Origin of the sequence: Dictyobacter alpinus (assembly GCF_003967575.1) — a bacterium.
GTDB lineage: Bacteria > Chloroflexota > Ktedonobacteria > Ktedonobacterales > Ktedonobacteraceae > Dictyobacter > Dictyobacter alpinus.
The window spans coordinates 5,540,032-5,556,945 of the sequence record NZ_BIFT01000001.1; the positions used below are offsets into that span (position 1 = coordinate 5,540,032).

The 16,914-nt window shown below is 52.6% G+C and carries 16 protein-coding genes; 7 read left to right on the forward strand and 9 right to left on the reverse strand.

Annotated features, from left to right (window positions below):
• Nucleotides 1-428 precede the first annotated feature (428 nt).
• A complete protein-coding gene (locus EL633_RS22015) occupies nt 429-2,120 on the forward strand; it encodes a GxGYxYP domain-containing protein (protein WP_161982325.1) in 1,692 nt (563 codons plus the stop codon).
• Nucleotides 2,121-2,211: 91 nt separating this feature from the next.
• Entirely contained in the window at nt 2,212-3,201 is a 990-nt protein-coding gene (locus tag EL633_RS22020) for an LLM class flavin-dependent oxidoreductase (protein WP_126629265.1), read from the forward strand.
• A 120-nt stretch (nt 3,202-3,321) separates the two neighbouring features.
• Here the strand turns inward: EL633_RS22020 and lipP1 are convergent, their stop codons facing one another.
• Together lipP1 and EL633_RS22030 are read right to left on the reverse strand one after the other, a co-directional pair.
• Nucleotides 3,322-4,248 (reverse strand): LipP1 family hormone-sensitive lipase, encoded by a 927-nt coding sequence (gene lipP1, locus EL633_RS22025; protein WP_126629266.1) that lies wholly within the window; start codon nt 4,246-4,248, stop codon nt 3,322-3,324.
• 170 nt (nt 4,249-4,418) lie between these two features.
• Nucleotides 4,419-4,799: a VOC family protein gene (locus tag EL633_RS22030; RefSeq protein WP_126629267.1), complete on the reverse strand. Its 381-nt coding sequence runs from the start codon at nt 4,797-4,799 to the stop codon at nt 4,419-4,421.
• Between the two features lie 357 nt (nt 4,800-5,156).
• Between EL633_RS22030 and EL633_RS22035 the strand changes: the two genes are divergently transcribed.
• A complete protein-coding gene (locus tag EL633_RS22035) occupies nt 5,157-5,567 on the forward strand; it encodes a RidA family protein (protein ID WP_126629268.1) in 411 nt (136 codons plus the stop codon).
• 117 nt (nt 5,568-5,684) lie between these two features.
• On the opposite strand, the gene EL633_RS22040 is transcribed toward EL633_RS22035, so the two are convergent.
• Nucleotides 5,685-6,332, reverse strand: coding sequence for a nitroreductase family protein (locus tag EL633_RS22040; protein WP_161982326.1), 648 nt, complete (start codon nt 6,330-6,332; stop codon nt 5,685-5,687).
• 277 nt (nt 6,333-6,609) lie between these two features.
• Between EL633_RS22040 and EL633_RS22045 the strand changes: the two genes are divergently transcribed.
• Nucleotides 6,610-7,221 carry a TetR/AcrR family transcriptional regulator gene (locus tag EL633_RS22045; RefSeq protein WP_126629270.1) on the forward strand — a complete coding sequence of 204 codons (612 nt, stop codon included), beginning with the start codon at nt 6,610-6,612 and terminating at the stop codon, nt 7,219-7,221.
• Nucleotides 7,222-7,330: 109 nt separating this feature from the next.
• Here the strand turns inward: EL633_RS22045 and EL633_RS22050 are convergent, their stop codons facing one another.
• A complete protein-coding gene (locus EL633_RS22050) occupies nt 7,331-8,296 on the reverse strand; it encodes an alpha/beta hydrolase (RefSeq protein WP_126629271.1) in 966 nt (321 codons plus the stop codon).
• Between the two features lie 230 nt (nt 8,297-8,526).
• On the opposite strand from EL633_RS22050, the gene EL633_RS22055 reads away from it, so the two are divergent.
• Nucleotides 8,527-8,820 carry a DUF8820 family protein gene (locus EL633_RS22055; protein ID WP_126629272.1) on the forward strand — a complete coding sequence of 98 codons (294 nt, stop codon included), beginning with the start codon at nt 8,527-8,529 and terminating at the stop codon, nt 8,818-8,820.
• Nucleotides 8,821-8,861: 41 nt separating this feature from the next.
• Nucleotides 8,862-9,905, forward strand: a complete 1,044-nt coding sequence (locus EL633_RS22060; protein WP_126629273.1) for a DUF6745 domain-containing protein — start codon at nt 8,862-8,864, stop codon at nt 9,903-9,905.
• Nucleotides 9,906-10,164: 259 nt separating this feature from the next.
• Here EL633_RS22060 and EL633_RS22065 read toward each other — a convergent pair whose 3' ends face one another.
• Genes EL633_RS22065 through EL633_RS22085 form a run of 5 tightly spaced genes read right to left on the reverse strand, consistent with a single transcriptional unit; the run spans nt 10,165 to nt 15,295 of the window.
• Nucleotides 10,165-11,022: an STM4011 family radical SAM protein gene (locus EL633_RS22065; protein ID WP_126629274.1), complete on the reverse strand. Its 858-nt coding sequence runs from the start codon at nt 11,020-11,022 to the stop codon at nt 10,165-10,167.
• Nucleotides 11,019-12,368 carry an STM4012 family radical SAM protein gene (locus EL633_RS22070; protein ID WP_126629275.1) on the reverse strand — a complete coding sequence of 450 codons (1,350 nt, stop codon included), beginning with the start codon at nt 12,366-12,368 and terminating at the stop codon, nt 11,019-11,021. Before EL633_RS22070 ends, EL633_RS22065 begins: the two co-directional genes overlap by 4 nt.
• Nucleotides 12,369-12,372: 4 nt before the next feature.
• The gene (locus EL633_RS22075) at nt 12,373-13,197 is read right to left on the reverse strand and encodes an STM4013/SEN3800 family hydrolase (RefSeq protein WP_126629276.1); all 825 of its coding nucleotides are present in this window, start codon (nt 13,195-13,197) and stop codon (nt 12,373-12,375) included.
• Nucleotides 13,190-14,350 carry an STM4014 family protein gene (locus EL633_RS22080; RefSeq protein ID WP_126629277.1) on the reverse strand — a complete coding sequence of 387 codons (1,161 nt, stop codon included), beginning with the start codon at nt 14,348-14,350 and terminating at the stop codon, nt 13,190-13,192. The genes EL633_RS22075 and EL633_RS22080 overlap by 8 nt, the downstream gene beginning before the upstream one ends.
• A 6-nt stretch (nt 14,351-14,356) precedes the next feature.
• Entirely contained in the window at nt 14,357-15,295 is a 939-nt protein-coding gene (locus tag EL633_RS22085; protein ID WP_126629278.1) for an STM4015 family protein, read from the reverse strand.
• 262 nt (nt 15,296-15,557) lie between these two features.
• Here EL633_RS22085 and EL633_RS22090 point away from each other — a divergent pair, with 262 nt between their 5' ends.
• On the forward strand, nt 15,558-16,760 hold the full coding sequence (locus EL633_RS22090) for a cytochrome P450 (RefSeq protein ID WP_126629279.1): 1,203 nt from the start codon (nt 15,558-15,560) through the stop codon (nt 16,758-16,760).
• Nucleotides 16,761-16,914: the final 154 nt, after the last annotated feature.

Genomic DNA, 16,914 nt, shown 5'->3' on the forward strand with positions numbered 1-16,914 from the left:
GACATACAGTAATCAAAAAAAGTTTTCAATGGGTAGTGGAAAATATTGCGTGAAATGCAGTATTTTCCACTACCCATTTCTATGTGAATTCGCGGGACCGAAGGTTCTTCAAGGCACAGTTTTATAAGTTTTGGGGTAGTCAGAAAAAGCGGTGCAATTGAGCTTGTTATATGGTCGGTAAAGGTAAAAAAATTGTATAGATGGGTGTGAAATACTTTATACTCTACCTGTCACTGATTGTTGGCTATGCCGATTGCTTGTAATACTTGCTTGTAATGGTATGTTTGGGGGCGGTTGCTACTGAGTAGTGGTTAGCGGTATTGATGACGATATTTCCATTTTGGGCAAGGGCGTAGAGTCAATTGAATGGTAAGAGGTGGGATAACTGATGTAGTGGATGTTACGTCGCAGCGATGAGGAGTATATCGATGGGGAGAACTTTTACGACGCCCATGCTACGCCTGGCGCGAGTCCTTTTGTGTTTTGGTTTTGTATTGATGGAATTCACTGGAGTCGCCGTTCCCTCACTGGATCGGGCCACGCTCTCGCCCAGCGTGCGGCATGCATTGGCCCAGAAGTTGCAACTGGGCGATGAGGGTGGGGGGATAAATTGGCCACGCGGGCAGGCCCTGCCATCCTTTGCCAGTCCGCAGTTGCTAGACGTAGCGGAGGTCAATGATTTGCCCGGAGATCTGTGTTTGATGTTGGCAACCTTACAAGGATTAGTCAACCGATCACGGCCACAGATCTACCTGATGGAAGGTTTGCCAGCCGAGGGCGTCGCGACCTGGCTCTACAACTTAAGCGTGCCCTATCGGCTCCACAGCGATCCATGGGAAGTAGTGGACAAATACCTCTATGCGGCCCGTGGCGTGATCGTCTATGATCCAAAAATCATGAATAGCGTCAATGTCGCCACCACCATGGCAGGACTTGATGATGGTCTGGTAGTAAGTCCAGCCCTCTTGACGCGCCTGACAGCCGATCCATACAACCTCCCCGTGCTGGCAGACCTGCGCGGAAAATTTAGCAGTAACCTTGAGGCCAACATCTGGCAGGTCCAGCATTTATGGCCGCGCGCCTCCCACCGTCTACTGGTCGGACTCCTCCCGACCACGCCCAGCAAACTGGTCGGGCGTGTCACCACCTATGGTTACCTGCGAGATTACGCCGTCGCCAACCGCGCCATGGTCTTCTGGTACTCCCTGCTCAATCCAGTTGAAGTCAATTTATTCAAGCGTGTCCTCTCAGGAGTCGAACCGGGCACACCCTATATGGGCTGGTACGACAAAGAATTTCGCGGCGTACGCCTGACCTCCAGCTACGGCGTCTACACGCTGGCCGCCGATTACTTCTCCAACCTCACCGTCTTCTCAGGAGTCAAAGCTCCCACCTTTGTGCAGCAGAGTGTGCCGGCTCCCGCGCTCAAGAAAAAGATTTACGTCACCCTGACCATGAGCGAAGGAGACAACCTGCAATACACCCAGCACACCATGCGCAAACTCTGGGAAGATCCGCAGCGCGGCCATGTGCCACTCAACTGGTCACTCAACCCCGTTTTGATAGATGCCGCCCCCTCGATTTTAAACCATTATCAACTGACCGCCACCGCCAACGACGACCTGATAGCCAGTCCCTCCGGCTCAGGATATTGTTATCCATCCAGCTGGTCGCCAGGAAACCTGAACAGCTTTTTACAACGCTCAAACACCTACCTGAACCGTACCGGCATGCACGTCATCTTTATCCTTGACAACCAGAGCATGTTATCCAACGCAATCGCGCAAGCCTATAGCAAGCAGCTGAACGCCAGCGGCATCCTCCTCAACTGGTGGAACGAGCTTAGCCGGACCTCCATCTCGTCCGGAAACCTGCCAGTCTCCACACAAGTCACCGCCGTCGAGCGTGTACAGATGTTACGCGCCATCCGCCAGAGCGCCGCCCACTGGAATCGGAGTAGCCCACTCTTCATCTCCGCCCTGGCAATTTCCTGGAATCTCACCCCGACCGACATGAAATATGTGGCAGATCACCTGGGATCGGATTATACTGTAGTCAGAGGCGACCAATACTTCGAGCTTATCCGTAAAGCGCGCAAATTGCCCGCCTCACGCTACTAAGTCCATCTTCATATAGACAAAATTTGTTGTAGAACTGAGAGGCGCCAGCTCGTCTGCCAGGCAAGCTGGCGCCGACAAGAAAGATAATTTTATGCAAGACAAATCTGTAGAGCAAGCAGCGTTAAGTCAATCAACTTCTGGTCGTCCCGTGCGTGAGCGGGTAGGCCTGGTGATAAACGGCGCAATCGCGTCCAAGGCAGTCCAGGCCATCGTGGAGGCCGAAGCCGCAGGTGTGCGGCAGATCTGGATGACCCAGATGCCAGTCGCGCCCGATACCCTGACCACCTTTGCAGCGGCCGCCATGCAGACCAGTGTAATCCGGCTGGGAACCGCAATCGTACCCACCTATCCCCGACATCCATTGACCATGGCCATGCAGGCATTAGCAATCCATGACATAGCCCCAGGCCGGCTGCGGTTGGGGATTGGTCCCAGCCACCGACCGACCATGGAAGGTATGTATGGATTGTCGATGGAGAAGCCACTGGAGTATCTGCGTGAATATGTCGAGATCGTGCGTGCCGGACTCTGGCAAGGCAAGATCGAGCACAAAGGGCGCTACTTCAACGTCTCAGCAGCATTACCACGTACCGCGCAGATCCCGATATTAATCTCGACCCTGCGTGCGGGCGCCTTCCGACTGGCTGGCGAGATCTCCGATGGAGCCTTACCCTGGCTGTGTCCTATTCCATACCTGCTCAAAACCGGCCTGCCCATCCTGCACGAATCCGCCAAAGAGCAAGGGCGCACCCCACCACCGCTCGTCGCCCATGTACTGGTCGCCATGAGCGAAGACAGGTCGGCCGTCATCAGCGCCACACGTAAGCAGATCAGCAACTATGGCAAGCTCCCCTTCTACGCCAACATGTTCGCCGACGCCGGCTTTCCAGTCGAAGCTGGTGGCATCATGTCAGACGATCTCGTCAACAGCCTGGTGATTTCTGGTAGTCAAGAAGCGATTGCCCATCGCTTCAACGAACTCCTTGGGAGTGGCCTCGACGAGCTACTGGTATTGCCCGTGGCCGTCCACGATTCTGATGTTGAGCGCAAGCAGTTAGCCCAATTAATTGGACAACTTTAATCTACTGACTGCTTTTTGCATATGAGAAAAGTAGGTTGTAGGAACGTTTGATGAAATGAATGGCCAGCAACGGCACGATTTTCAATGCTCTCGTGCTGTTCCTGGCCACCGTTGTATTGATCAGGAACTGGCAAAGGCTTTAGTGAGCGCGGCCGCCGATAACTCTAGCACTGGTTCCAGTTGCGCCGGAACAAGGAAGCCATGGATAGCGCCCGCACGGCGCGAGATGGTCGTGGGTACGCCAGCCGCCTGGAGTTTCTGGCCATAGAGCTCGCCCTCATCCCGTAGTGGATCATACTCGGCCGTAAAGATCACGGCAGGCGCGAGTCCAGTCAGGTCCTCGGCCAGGATCGGGGAGAGCAGTGGATTATCTTTGTCGTCTGAGCTATTGATATAATGGTGATTGAACCAGAGCATATCGGCCTTGGTCAGCAGATAGCCGCTGGCATTTTCTTCGATAGAGGGTGTGTTCATATAGCCATTAGTGGCTGGCACATAGAGCACCTGTAGCGTTAGAGGTGGGCCCTGGCGATCACGGGTCATCTGGGCTACCACCGCAGCCAGATTGCCACCGGCGCTGGTGCCGGCAACCGCGATGCGCGTGGGATCGCCCTGGATCTCAGCCGGATGGGTTGCAACCCATTGCAGAGCGGCGTAACAATCCTCAGGGGCCGCCGGAAACTTATGCTCGGGTGCCAGTCGATAATCCACCGAAACCACCACACAGCCCACCTTATTGGTCAGGCTTCGGCAAATCTCGTCCTCAGAATCCAGGTCCCCGATCACCCAACCGCCGCCATGGAAATACAGTAGAATCGGAAACGGGTCGTTGCCCGCCGGACGATAGATACGGACCGGCAACTCGCCCTCCGGACCAGGAATGGTGCGGTTCTCAACGTGAGCCACCGGTTCAGGGTCATGAGAAAAGGCCTGAAGTAGGGTGCGCTCCCAATCACGCGCCTCCTGCGGCGTTTTGTCGCCTGTCAAAGAGAAATTAAAGGCCTTTAACTGATCAAGTAGGATCTGCGTCTGGGAATCAACTGGCATACTTGCCTCCTTTGGGAATAGCAGCATCTTTACTGACATAAGGTTTTTAGAAAATACTGCTATAGTATATCTCATTTTTAAGATGGGTTCAGCAGGAGGCAGTATTTATTGATAAATGAAGGAGTATAGTCAGCGGATCCTGATTATTCAGGATCCGCCGGGGTTTGTCGTTATTGTGCTGTTTGTGGGTACATCTGGAAGACACTGATCAGTTGGCCTTCAGGACCACGGGCGCGGAACCAGTGTCCAACGCCCATATCGGTAATCTCGTTAAGGATTTCGACGCCTCGGTCCTGCCATGCCTGCCAGGTGGCTTTGAGGTCTTCAACTTCCAGATTGAGTTCGAAGCCACCGACCTGAGGCGGAGAGCCCGCTGGTAGGGTACTGGCGGCTTGCAGGGCGATGGGGGTCCCTTTAGTGGGCAAGAGATAGACAAAGGACGGTGTGGAGTTTTCTGGCACCAGGGTCATGCCGAGAAAATCTACATAAAACTGCTGTGCTTTTTCGATATCTTGTACATAGAGACCTAACAAACCAAATCCATAAGGCATAAAACGTTTCTCCTTTAGAATGCTAAAGATGCTGATCGTGGCAACCCTGCCACTGCTATGAATATAGCAGCAGTAGCGGTAAAGATTAGTCCTAAATTATCCTGTTTTTGGCGCCTGCTGCGCCAGGTTGGAGGAAGGGAAGAGTGCTTTTGGGTACTGCGTGAGGGTCGTAGCTACGTGGGCGTGTTCGTGTGGATGGTTTCCATTTCGTGTATGCCACTGCGAAAAATGGGTGATAGCTGTTTTAAACAGGCCTGTTTGCGATCAAGCGGCATGAGCTATATACTGGATAGGCATTCGCTTATTAGTAGGGAAAGATAGAAAAAAGGTTATCTGTTGTGAGAAAGGAAATGGTGTATGTCAACTGATCCAAATACTATACGCTTTATTAATCCAGAGACGCTGCCATCGATGCCGGGCTATAGTCATGTTGTTGAGGTCACGCGGGGACGGACCATCTATATTGCCGGCCAGATTGCGCTTAATCAAGTGGGAGCGATCGTGGGAATGCAGGATTTCCGGGCGCAGACGCAGCAGGTTTTTGAAAACCTGAAGGCTGCCCTGGCTGCGGTTGACGCTAACTTCTCGCATGTCGTCAAGTTGAATATATATGTCGTTGATATCTCGCAGGTGCTGATCCTGCGCGAGGTGCGCGATCACTATGTCAACACGGCCAATCCACCAGCCAGCACGCTGGTCGAAGTTCGCAAACTGGCCCGTGAAGAGTTCTTGATTGAAATCGAAGCCATCGCGCATCTGCCAGAATAGATCCAGGATCATAGGACCACGGGGGCAAATGTTTCATGTCCCGTGGTCCTATGATCCTACCGGTTGAAGTTATGCTTCACAACCAGTGCCTGATGATTGGTCAAGTCGCAAAGGTTCTTACGCAGCCGGCCCCTGCTCGTAGAAGATAACTTCCTCATGTGGGTGACGGCTTCCTTCCTCTGGTGTCTCGTCTGCATAACCAACAGGAAAAATGCTATAGCTTCTCCACGTTGCAGGTACACCCAGGAAGTCACGCAGTTCCTCTTCTATTTGCAGATTAATATGTTGATTGGAGGCTGCCAGCCCGGCGGCAGCGATAGCATTCCATACATTAGCCTGAGCTATACCCAGAGCCTGAGCAGAGAAATTTTTCCAGCGTTCCTGTCCTCCCGGAAACGGTGGATTGTCAGCAACGGCAGAGTCCTCGTAAAAAACAAGCGTGAAAACACCTGAACGATAGCCAGGAAGGCGATTCAGAGCACGTTGCAATTGCTCCCCCTGTAAATTCTGCTTCAATGTGCTCTCAATAAAATCCCAAAGCTCCTTATGACGCTCTTTCACTATGACAATCCGAGTCGGCTGTGAATTGGCAGAGGAAGGCGACCAGCGGCCAGCTTCAACGATCCCGCGAATCGTCTCGTCAGGGACTGGGCCAGAGGTAAGCTTACGTATAGAACGCCGTTTCTGGACATAATCCAGATAGGACTGGAGTCCGGCATAATCTGGCTGGAATGTTTCTTCTGTTGTCGTTATTTCAGTATTCATTTTTCCTCCAAAGTGGGAATAGTTTTGTCTGGAATGGTTCTCCCACGGCCACAACGTCCTACACATCAGGAGCGCTGCGCCCAGTGTCACCAGGATAGGCACCCAAATACCCGCAATCAAGCCTGACTCTATCCATTTGTCAACGCCTGTTGACTATTAAGAAAACTATAATCTATCTCATCTGCTTTTGTCAACACCTGTTGACTATGGTATGATTGATGACGAGATAGGAAAAGCATGAGAGATACAAGTGAGTCCAGGAAAGTGAGGAATCGGGATGAGTTTACGAGACACAGCTAAACACGCTTCTGATCGTTGTCGTCGCGAGCGCGACGCAGTTGCGACACGCCAGGCTATCTTAGAGGCGGCGCGCACGCTCTTTGCACATGCTAGCTATGAGCGCGTCACCGTTCGCGACATCGCCTGCAAAGCTGGTATCGATCCCGCTTTGGTTATTCGCTACTTTGGTTCAAAAGAAAACCTCTTCCTGGCAGCACTAGATAAAGGCAGCTGTAGCAACTTCCTTGATGGAGAGAGTAGGGGGTTGGGTCATAGTTTGATTCACCACTACATATCACATCGGAGCAAACAGGATGCCAGCGATCCGCTCCTCATCATGATCCGTTCAGCATCGAGCAATGATAACTCTGACATACTCCGCCAGACCCTAAATGAACAATTACTGCAGCCTATTGCGGAGCAGGTTGGCGGTCCCGATGGGCATCTACGCGCCGAGCTGGCCTTGTCACAACTCATTGGCGTCATTATTATGCGTAGCTTGCTACACACCGAGGCCCTGAGCGCGATCCCCGATGAGCGGCTCAGCCAGATTGTCGGTTCCGTCTGCCAGCACTATATCAGCGATGAACTTGAAGAGAAGAGTACATAGTGTCATTTGACAATCGATTTCTTAGACCTCTCCAGCGCATACATGACGGGGGCTTTCCCGCGCTGGTTGGGTAATTCATCTGTCGGCTGGTTTGCTAAGGAAGGAAAACTCAGGTTAGCTTCAGATGGATGTTAAAGAAGGCCAGAACACGTTGAGCGTATTCATCATGATGTGCTCTGACTGCGCCAGTATGGCCTCCGGTGGGAACAATCCATTCTTGTTTAGGTTCGCCGGCGGCTGCGAAGAGTTGATGTTCACCGGAAGGAGGGGTGGTTGTATTCTGGTCGTCAGCGGATTGGATGAGGAGGACAGCACGAGGCGAGAGCTGATGGATAGCATCAATAGGGCGAGTAGCGGTGAGTTGTCCACCAATAAGTTGATCGACGAGCGCGGGTTCGTAAGGCAGTAAGGGAAGCGTTAATGGTCCTATGTTCAGGCTTCCCATACGATTAGTCTGTGCCTGACTGTCAACCCAGACACTATCAGCGACCGTGGCCAGAATGGATGGCTCACGTGCCGCCGCCATGAGGACGATACCGGAACCTAGCGAGTTGCCAACCAGGCCAAAGTGCTTATTGCTTAGATCTGAGCGTCCTTTCAGATATTTGACGGCCCCAAGCACGTCAAGTGGCTCTCTGGCCCCGAGAGTAATTTCCCACCCCTCGCTGGCACCACAGCCTCGACTATCATAGAGCAGGACATTATAGCCACCTGTATAAAGGATGCGGGCGGCTGGTATCATTTCCGTTCGGTTCCCCTTGAAACCATGGACCAGAATGATGGTGGGGGCCTGAGGGTTAGCGATTGCCAACCAACCAGAGAGCTTAATCCCGTCTGTGGCGGTAAACTGGACATTCTTTACAGGTAGTCCAGCGGGATCTGTTTGTGTCTGGTGGCTACGATTAGAATTAGCCACAAGTGTAAAACTGCGTATAGCGGGAATGAAGGCCCAGATAACAATGAGCAGCAGGAGCAAGGTCAAAGTGAGTTGTTTCCATGTCAAGCGAGGTTGGAGAAAAGGTTTTTTCGGCTCAGAAGGCGTACTATTCAGTAGATTACTGTTTTCTTCGCTCATAATTTAATGACCTGCCTTTGCGTTTTTGATACCTTTTATATTAACAATTACTACACTGTGGCTGATAGAAAGTTTCTGATAATATTTTACAATAATATACGCGATAGAGACAGACTGATCACGCGCCGCCTCATTTATCACTGGCATTTTTCCGCTTTTGGCTACGAGGGGAGGAATAGTAATATAGAGCAATTTAATAGAATTTGATAGTGCCGAAGGAGAAAAATCGTATGTGGAGACACGGTGATGTTTTAATTGAGCAGGTTGCCGAGCTTCCAGTGGCAGCGACGCGTACACAGAGCTCGATTCTGGCCCACGGTGAGATTACGGGACATAGCCATCGCCTGGAGACGCCGGAGAATGCGGTGCTGTGGACTACCCGCGAAATGCTTTTCCTACAAGTGATCCATACGGTACGCATTATCCATGAGGAGCATAAGCCGATTACGCTGGAGCCGGGCACGTATCGTGTCTGGAAGCAGCGCGAATATACGCCGCAAGCGATTAAGTATGTGCGCGACTAGTGTCGGACCGGATAGAGACAGGAAGAAGTTGAGCTTTGTCGATGATTGAGCAACCAGATAGATCTGCTTCGTGCCCCGTGACAGTGATGTCCGGGGACGAGGCAAAGAAGTTGATCTTGCGTGGCACGGCCCCGGATAATCTGCTGGTGCAGGGGGATCTGGATTTCTCATTGGCTGATTGTCCACCTGCGCGCCTGCCAGCTGGCTTGCAGGTGCGCAGGTTGATAATCAGTGGCGCGCGCAAGCTTGAACAGTTACCGTCCGGGCTGCGCTGCTATGATTTGCTGGCCAGCGAGACAGGCTTGAAGAGTTTGCCAGCGGATATTCAAGTCACCAATGTGTTGAATCTCAGCGATTCTAAACAGCTGGAATCTTTACCGGCAGGACTCAAAGCTGGCTCTCTACAATTGCAGAATTGTGTGGCGCTCAAGGAATTGCCAAATGATTTGCAGGTTATTTTCTTGAATATCTCAGGCTGTCAGGGGCTTACTGAATTTCCGCAACGGGGACCAGCTACGTTGGGACGACTGAATATGCGTGATTGCCGCAATCTGCGTCAGTTGCCAGGCTGGCTGAAAATTGTGGGCCAGCTGGATATCAGCGATTGTCCATTGCTAGAAGAGCTTCCCCAGGACCTCCAGGTGCGTTCCTGGCTGGATGTGGCCAATACGCCTTTACGCGGTTTACCTGCCACCCTCAATAAAGTACAGTTGCGTTGGCACGCGGTACGTGTTCCCCAGCGCGTCGTTTTTGAGCCCGAGACTATTACCGCTGAAGAAGTCTTTGCTGAAGATAACGTCGAGTTGCGGCGTGTGCTGGTCGAACGGATGGACCAGGAAGTCTTTATGCGTAATGCTCGGGTAAAGGTCATAGATGAAGATCAAGATCCAGGTGGTGTGCGCCGTTTGTTGAAGGTAGAGATGGCAGGAGATGAGCCGCTGGTCCATCTCTCCGTCAAGTGTCCTTCGACCGCCCATAGTTATTTGCTACGCGTTCCACCCGCAATGAAGAGCTGCCGCCAGGCCGTCGCCTGGATTGCCGGATTTGATAATCCTGATGACTATCGCCCACTGATTGAAACGTGATAAATGTTTCGGGGGTGCGTTTATAGTGTGGGGTGAGGGGTCTTTTGGGCACTGCGTGAAGGAACGCGTCAGGCTAAGGGGAAGGAATCGCGGGGAAGACCGGGCCACTACGCTGCGGCGGTGGCAAGCGACCGCTGAGGGTCGCATCTACCGGGGCGTGTGCGTGATGAAGGGAAAAGGATTGGGAGGGCATGTGTCCTTTGCTTGTGGTGGTGTTGGCAATGAAAGACATGCCCTGGCTACGTTTAATGTGGGCTGATCACCAGATTTTTTGGGCGGGAATGCGTTCAAGGATACCCTGGCCGAAGGTGGTGTTGAGTTGTAGTTTGTCCATGTGGACGTAGCCGATGTGGCAGCCACAGGTTTTGGCGCTACAGGGGCGCTCATAGAGCTGATCGGCGAAGTTGGGATCGTAGATGTTGCCGATTGGTTGCTTGATAAAGTGACAACGCCGCATGGTACCATCACCATCCACCGAGATGACGCTGTGCCCGCCACGGCAGCTTTCGTCCAGGCTGGGATGGTACTGGTTGTTAATGGGGAAGAGCGGATCGACACCAGTAAAGCGTTGGAGCTCTTCCTGCGTATAGTAATCGGGCTGGCGCTTGTAGGCGTTGATCCATAGATAGACATGGTCAGGTAGGGTGGCCCGCAGTTGTTCGATCTCGTGGGTGTGTTCTTTCATGCCCACGACGCCAACACTATAGCGCACACCGCGCTGATCCAGTTCCTGGCATTTGGCCAGAAAGCGCTCCTGATTGACCTGAGTAGGATGATAGGTGGCCCAGAGCGCCGTCTTGCTTTTATCGCACCGCTCCACCCAGTCCAGGCGCGAAGAGAGATTGGTCTGGATGGCAACCTTATGGACCTGAGGGAGATTGGTGAGGCGGATAAAGGCTTCGTGGTAGCGACGGCGTACCAGGGCCTCGCCCCAGGGCGTGAACAGGATGCCGATTTGATCCGTTTGACGTTCCGCAACCCAGTCGACGAAACGCTCCAGCGCCTGTCGATCGCGTTCGTGTTCCGCACGGGTCTCAGTGTGTTTGGCAAAAGGACAGTAATCGCAACCATAGTTGCAGCTTGAGAGTGGACCCCGATAGAGAATTGAGAGCTTCATCGTAGCGTATATCCTTCCATGCGTTGACGTACCTGTGCCGAATAGAGCCAGGGGCCGATGGTATCCGAGTAGGCCATTCCACGTTCCGTGAGCAGCAGCAGGCCTGACCGTTCGACCACTAAATCCAGGGTTAGTAGTTCCGTGATCTGAGGGAGGTGCTGGAAGACATCCTGGTTAAAGCGATCCTGATAGGACTGGCGATCGAGTCCGCCGGTCTCCAGGAGCGACTTCAGGACATAGCGGCGGTGTTGCTCGTCAGCATCCAGTGTAAAACCGAAGCGGGCAGAGGCAAAGGCCTCGGCAGGAGTGGCGATATATTCAGCCAGGATCGCTTTGACGCCACGGGCGCTGACCGCGTACTCATTGGAATAGTGGTGGCTACGTGTATAGGAACGGGCCCCGCAACCCAGGCCGATCATACCATCATCCTGTACACAATAGACTGGACCATTCTGGACTGTGGCGCGTTTGGACTGGAACATGCGCATCGAGACCTGCTGATAGCCAGCCTCCAACAAAAGATCGCGCGCAGCCTGATAGCAAGCCAGACGGATATCCTCATCCTTATCGTGTCCCGAACGCTGCTGGATACGATCCAGTCCTGTCAGTGGGCGTACATATAAAGGATAAAGATAGATCTCCTCCGGCTGATAGGCCAGGGCGGCCCGGAGAGATTTCTCCCAATTTGCGATGGTCTGACCGGGTAGACCATAGATCAGATCAATATTCAGATGAGCAAAATCCAGTGCGCGAATAGTAGTTAGCGCCTGATGGACCGTCGAAGTCTGCTGAGCCCGTCCGGATCTACGAACCTCATCCTCCATAAAGCTCTGCACGCCGATACTGATACGGTCCGTACCATGATCTTTTAAAACCTGTAAGCGTTCAGGTGTGGCCGTCAACGGCGAGGTCTCCACCGACAGTGGTACCGTGCCTGGCGTGACCCCGAAGAGTCCTTCCGCGATGCCAAAGAGCCGCTCCAATTGCTGTGGCTCCAGATAGGTGGGAGTACCACCGCCGATAGCCATACGCGCAATTGCAACCGGCCCCAGTTCCGCCCGGACCTGTCCGGCCTCTAGTTTGAGCATACGTAGAAAATCCTCAACAAAATCTGTAGCGGGATTGATGGTCGTGAAAAGATTACAGAAGCCGCAGCGCATCTCGCAAAAAGGTACATGTAGATAAAGGAAGGGAGCCTGTCGGTCGGCTTCCTGCCAGATTTCATGGAGTGGTAGTGGGCTTTCGAAGGTGCGATAGGCTGTTTTGTGTGGGTAGGCATAGGTATAGGAAGTATAAGGGGTGCTACCCAGCATGTTTGGCAGAGATAATGGGATAACATTTGGCATAAAGTCAGGCTCCCTTGCTTGCAGGTAAGAGACATTCGATATAGGGCACAGTCCAGACCACAGGATGGGCCAGGCGATGGCCGCTATAGCCATCCTCGCCATAGGCCGTACCATGGTCCCCACAGATGATCGCCAGGAGCGGACCGCGTTCCTGTAACGTGTGAAAAAGTGGGGGCAATTGACTATCCACATACTCCAGGGCCGCCGCATGCGACTCCAGGCTATCCTCACGCTGGTGCTGTTGAGAGGTGGGCAAGTAGAAATAATTGGGTTGGTGTAGAGCCGAGACATTCATAAACAGAAAGATACGCTGCTCCGCAGGCTGTCCCGCCAGGACCCGACAGGCCAACTCAACCTGATGGGCCGTCGAATCCGGATCCGTCACGCCCAGTGCGGGCGACCAATAGCTCTCCTGGAAAAGCCCTGGTAGCACACTACCCAATGGTCCCTGTTGATTAAAGAAGCCCACGCCGCCGATACAGATAGTATGATACCCCTCTCGCGCCAGTCCTGAAACAATATCGGGAGCATCAAAGACAAAGGTATCGGTGGTCGTCGTCTCGCTACCAGGGAAGCGCGCCGCGAACAGACGGGCATGGCGTCCCGGTCGGGCCGGAGTTGGCAGGAAGCCAGCGAAAAAGGCCTGATGGGCGGCATAGGTAAAGCTACCTGGCGAATGTCGCTCCTCCCAGCCCGTAGCAGGTAAAAGCTGATCGAGGAAAGGCGTACGACCCTGATGAAATAACTGTTGCGCCACATCATAGCGCAGCGTATCCAGAGTCATAAAAAGGATATTATGTGAGCCAAGTAAGGCTGGCAATTTAAGCATCAGAGCTACCTTTCAAGAGCGCGGCAAGCTCCGCGCTATAGGTATCCTGTCCATTGCAGAGCAGCCTGGGCAGGAGATCTCCAAAGGCGTTCATTTCCAGGATAGCGTGGTGTTCAGGATGATGAGCGGCGAACAAGAGGTCCACGCCCACATACAAACTTTTAGGAAAGAGCGCCGCCGCCCGTTCGCAGGTATGCAGGGCCGCCTGCCAGTTATCTTCCCCCAATTGCTGGCGGATCACGTTGAGATCACCGCGTTGATTGAGCAGGTGAAGATTGGTCATGGGACTGTGACTCAAGCGCACCACGGCGTGTTGAGCCTGTCCATTGATCACCACGATACGGCAATCGAAAACCTGATCCTGATAGCCAGCTTTAGGGATCCATTGCTCGACATGGACACGGTGCAGGCAGAGAGCATTAATCAACTGCTCGATCTGGGCGGCATCGCTATAGGTGCGGATGCGGCGTGTATTATACAGGCGATACCCGTCAGATTCATCGCTGACCATCTCGATGGTCGTAATCGCCTGCTGACGCGTACCCTGACAGCGATAAGCAATAATCCCGGCCGCACTCGACCCATGAGCTGGCTTAATAAAGACCCGCGGCCAATGTCGCTGTATCATCTGCTGACGCAACTCCTCATAGCAAGAGATAGGATCCAGTGCCGGCGGAACCGGGATAGCATGTAGAGCCAGGAAACGATGGCAGGCCCGTTTATCAAACATCAGCAAGATATCCTCAGGCTGATTAAACAAGCGCACACCCAATAATTGTGGATGCAAGCACCCGATCATCTTCTTATAGCCTAGATACCACTGACGCGATGGCAAGAGAAGCCCCTTTTCAAACGGCAGAGCCGCCAGCAGGCTGGTTGAGAGCCGTTGATAAGGAACTCCTTCAGGATCTTCGAGCTCCGCGCCAAGGGTCAGCAAGGCCCGCTCCACCTGTTGATTTTTGCCTGGTGACTCGATACGCACGATGGTCTCAGGCGAAAGATATGCAGAGAGCGAGGTCCGTTGTTGTAGAAGATCCAGATAACTGATCAAGCGGGCCTCGGGCTCTCCTGAGGATAGAAGCGCCTGTTGGAATAAGTCAATGCGTCGATCACCAGGTGTGCCAATTACAAGGAATGGTGGCTTTTGATTCATAGTCAGTTATTCCGAGACCGCGATATAACGTTCTCTCTCATCCATGTCAGTATTGGTTAGTTCTGCCTCACTGACATCGACCGTAATGGGCAATGCTTGTAGGCGGGCAATCATTTCAGCCGAACAAAAATGATGATGGAGATCTAATTTCTGGAGTTTAAGGATCGCGGGACAATCCAATAGGGCCTGAGCCCCCTCGTCTCCAAGGGTTCCCAATGAAAGATCCAGATCCAGGAGACGATCCATTAGTGGAGAGAGCGTCAGCATGGTCGCGATATCGTCCTCAAACTCGCTATCACGCAGGCCGAGCGAATGTAGTCGCGGAAACAGGTCACCGCTCAGCAAGGGTGCCAGATCCTCAATGGTAGCATTGCCACCATAATTCTCGCTACCTAACCATAACTCCAGATGCTCAAGTGCAGGTAGCTCGGAGCGCCAGAGGTCATGGAGCACATCCCGAGGCAGGCCACCCGTTTCTACAATCAGACTACGCAACTGGCTATGGCGTAGGGTTGTCCCAAAACTCAGGCCCTGCCCACCACGTATGCGAAAATGTTCCAGGCGTGGATAAGCCGCAAAAAGGGGGGAGACATCGGGCAGGTTAATCCAGGAAATTTCCGACTCGTCGTAGGTGATATCGCCAATGAAAAGCGCCTCTAGATTTGGCAATTGCGTGTTTGCCGCACACAGCGTTTCGATTATCCCTTCTGAACCCTCATCCAGTAATTCTGAATCCCACATACCCATCACGATTGTGGTAACCTCGGCCGCCAGAGGATCGTGTAAAAATGCCGAAAACTTTTCCTCCCAGGATGAATCGTCTTTTCCATAAGAATCTTCCGCAAAGCGATAAGCCCATTTGGCAGGCTCAGTAATGGGTGTTCCAATTGTATAATGCTTAATTGGCAAGCCAAATGCCTGGGTCACATGATCCCCGAGCGTCATCTGTATGATCCTTTCGCACACAACAGAAAATAACAAAGAAATATGTGAATATCGAAAATTTTGAGTATCTCTACAATACTATACTATTCTCGCAGAATCGACAAAATACGGTAACGGCATATGAGTTGATTAGCGCATACTCCCGCTGAGCGGGCTAGATTGTGTAACCTGTGGATGTGATATGCTAAAAGCAGAACGTAGTCTTTTCCACTCATTATTTGTGTAGATAGATAATGGCGAAAATTGTAGAAAGGTTTACCGAATGCAGCAACAAAATGAATCCAATAGAGGGTTTTCCCCATTTCAATTTCAGCCAATTGAGCAGACGCTGCAAACGTTCCAGTGGTTTTCGATGATGCGGGCGAATCAGCCAGTCTATCATGATGAACAATCACATCTGTGGCATGTGTTTCGTTATGAAGATGTCACGAAGGTTGTAACCGACTACAGCCACTTCTCATCCGAGTCAATTCCAGGTTTCTCTGAGAACAGCTTCCTGAACGGAACCGTAGTAGCCAAGGACCCGCCCGATCATCGCAAGTTGCGTAACCTGGTGAACCAGGCCTTTACGCCGCGTGCCGTCAATCATTTGTCGGGTCGTGTGACCGAGATCGCGCAGGAACTTATCGATGGCATCAAACCAGCGGGAACTATGGATGTGATTTCAGACATTGCCTTCCCGTTCCCAGCCAAAGTCATCGCCGAACTGTTAGGGGTACCCGACAAAGATTGGGATATCTTCCGGCGCTGGGCCAGCGGTGGTGAAGGAGTCGGGTCGGAAGTCAGTACTGAGGACAACACGGCCCAAGGGCAGCAGTCGATGGAAGAGAATATGTATGATTTCTTCTCCCGCCTGCTTGCCGAGCGACGTGAGTCACCACGTGAAGACCTGATCAGTAGCCTGAGCGTGGCCGAAATCGATGGTGAGCGCCTGAGTGAGCGCGAACTGGTCAGTTTCTGTATTCTCTTGTTAGCCGCTGGCCAGGAGACGACCAAGAACCTGATCGCCAACGCCATGTATCTGTTCACCGAATATCCCGAGGTAGCCGAGCGCCTGCGTCAGGAGCCGGCCCTAATGCCTGCCGCGATCGAAGAGATCCTGCGCTTCCTGCCACCAGTCTGGTTCACCATCCGTCGCGCCACCGAAGATGTGCAGATAGGAGGTCAGACCATACCCGCTAACTCCATCGTGATGGCCTGGAACTCGTCCGCGAACCGCGATGCCGCGCAATTTCCAGATCCAGACACCTTCAACATCCAGCGTGACCCTAACCGCCACCTGACCTTCGGTCACGGCATCCACTTCTGTATCGGAGCGCCCCTGGCCCGTCTGGAAGGCAAGGTTATCCTGCCCATGTTGCTTGAACAGCTCAAAGACATCAAACGCGTACCCGATGTTCCCATCAATGTACGTGCAGGCATTGTCTATGTTATCCAATCGTTGCCTGTGACCTTCAGTCACTAGAGATGAACAGAACAACGAGGACCATCCGTGATGGGTGGCCCTCTTTTTCTTTCTATAATTGTGACAAGGAGCCAATAGCTAGCTCTTGACAAAGTACGCAAAAGTGTATAATGTAGGCGTATGTATATATTGAGTGAATTTGGCAAGAGAATTT

What these genes read in the sequence shown, in the direction of transcription:
- lipP1 (WP_126629266.1), bottom strand. Translation starts at nt 4,248, where the DNA reads ATGCCAGTTGATTCCCAGACGCAGATCCTACTTGATCAGTTAAAGGCC.
- EL633_RS22060 (WP_126629273.1), top strand. Translation starts at nt 8,862, where the DNA reads ATGATTGAGCAACCAGATAGATCTGCTTCGTGCCCCGTGACAGTGATG.
- EL633_RS22090 (WP_126629279.1), top strand. Translation starts at nt 15,558, where the DNA reads ATGCAGCAACAAAATGAATCCAATAGAGGGTTTTCCCCATTTCAATTT.
- EL633_RS22065 (WP_126629274.1), bottom strand. Translation starts at nt 11,022, where the DNA reads ATGAAGCTCTCAATTCTCTATCGGGGTCCACTCTCAAGCTGCAACTAT.
- EL633_RS22020 (WP_126629265.1), top strand. Translation starts at nt 2,212, where the DNA reads ATGCAAGACAAATCTGTAGAGCAAGCAGCGTTAAGTCAATCAACTTCT.
- EL633_RS22050 (WP_126629271.1), bottom strand. Translation starts at nt 8,296, where the DNA reads ATGAGCGAAGAAAACAGTAATCTACTGAATAGTACGCCTTCTGAGCCG.
- EL633_RS22080 (WP_126629277.1), bottom strand. Translation starts at nt 14,350, where the DNA reads ATGAATCAAAAGCCACCATTCCTTGTAATTGGCACACCTGGTGATCGA.
- EL633_RS22070 (WP_126629275.1), bottom strand. Translation starts at nt 12,368, where the DNA reads ATGCCAAATGTTATCCCATTATCTCTGCCAAACATGCTGGGTAGCACC.
- EL633_RS22075 (WP_126629276.1), bottom strand. Translation starts at nt 13,197, where the DNA reads ATGCTTAAATTGCCAGCCTTACTTGGCTCACATAATATCCTTTTTATG.
- EL633_RS22040 (WP_161982326.1), bottom strand. Translation starts at nt 6,332, where the DNA reads ATGAATACTGAAATAACGACAACAGAAGAAACATTCCAGCCAGATTAT.
- EL633_RS22085 (WP_126629278.1), bottom strand. Translation starts at nt 15,295, where the DNA reads ATGACGCTCGGGGATCATGTGACCCAGGCATTTGGCTTGCCAATTAAG.
- EL633_RS22055 (WP_126629272.1), top strand. Translation starts at nt 8,527, where the DNA reads ATGTGGAGACACGGTGATGTTTTAATTGAGCAGGTTGCCGAGCTTCCA.
- EL633_RS22035 (WP_126629268.1), top strand. Translation starts at nt 5,157, where the DNA reads ATGTCAACTGATCCAAATACTATACGCTTTATTAATCCAGAGACGCTG.
- EL633_RS22015 (WP_161982325.1), top strand. Translation starts at nt 429, where the DNA reads ATGGGGAGAACTTTTACGACGCCCATGCTACGCCTGGCGCGAGTCCTT.
- EL633_RS22030 (WP_126629267.1), bottom strand. Translation starts at nt 4,799, where the DNA reads ATGCCTTATGGATTTGGTTTGTTAGGTCTCTATGTACAAGATATCGAA.
- EL633_RS22045 (WP_126629270.1), top strand. Translation starts at nt 6,610, where the DNA reads ATGAGTTTACGAGACACAGCTAAACACGCTTCTGATCGTTGTCGTCGC.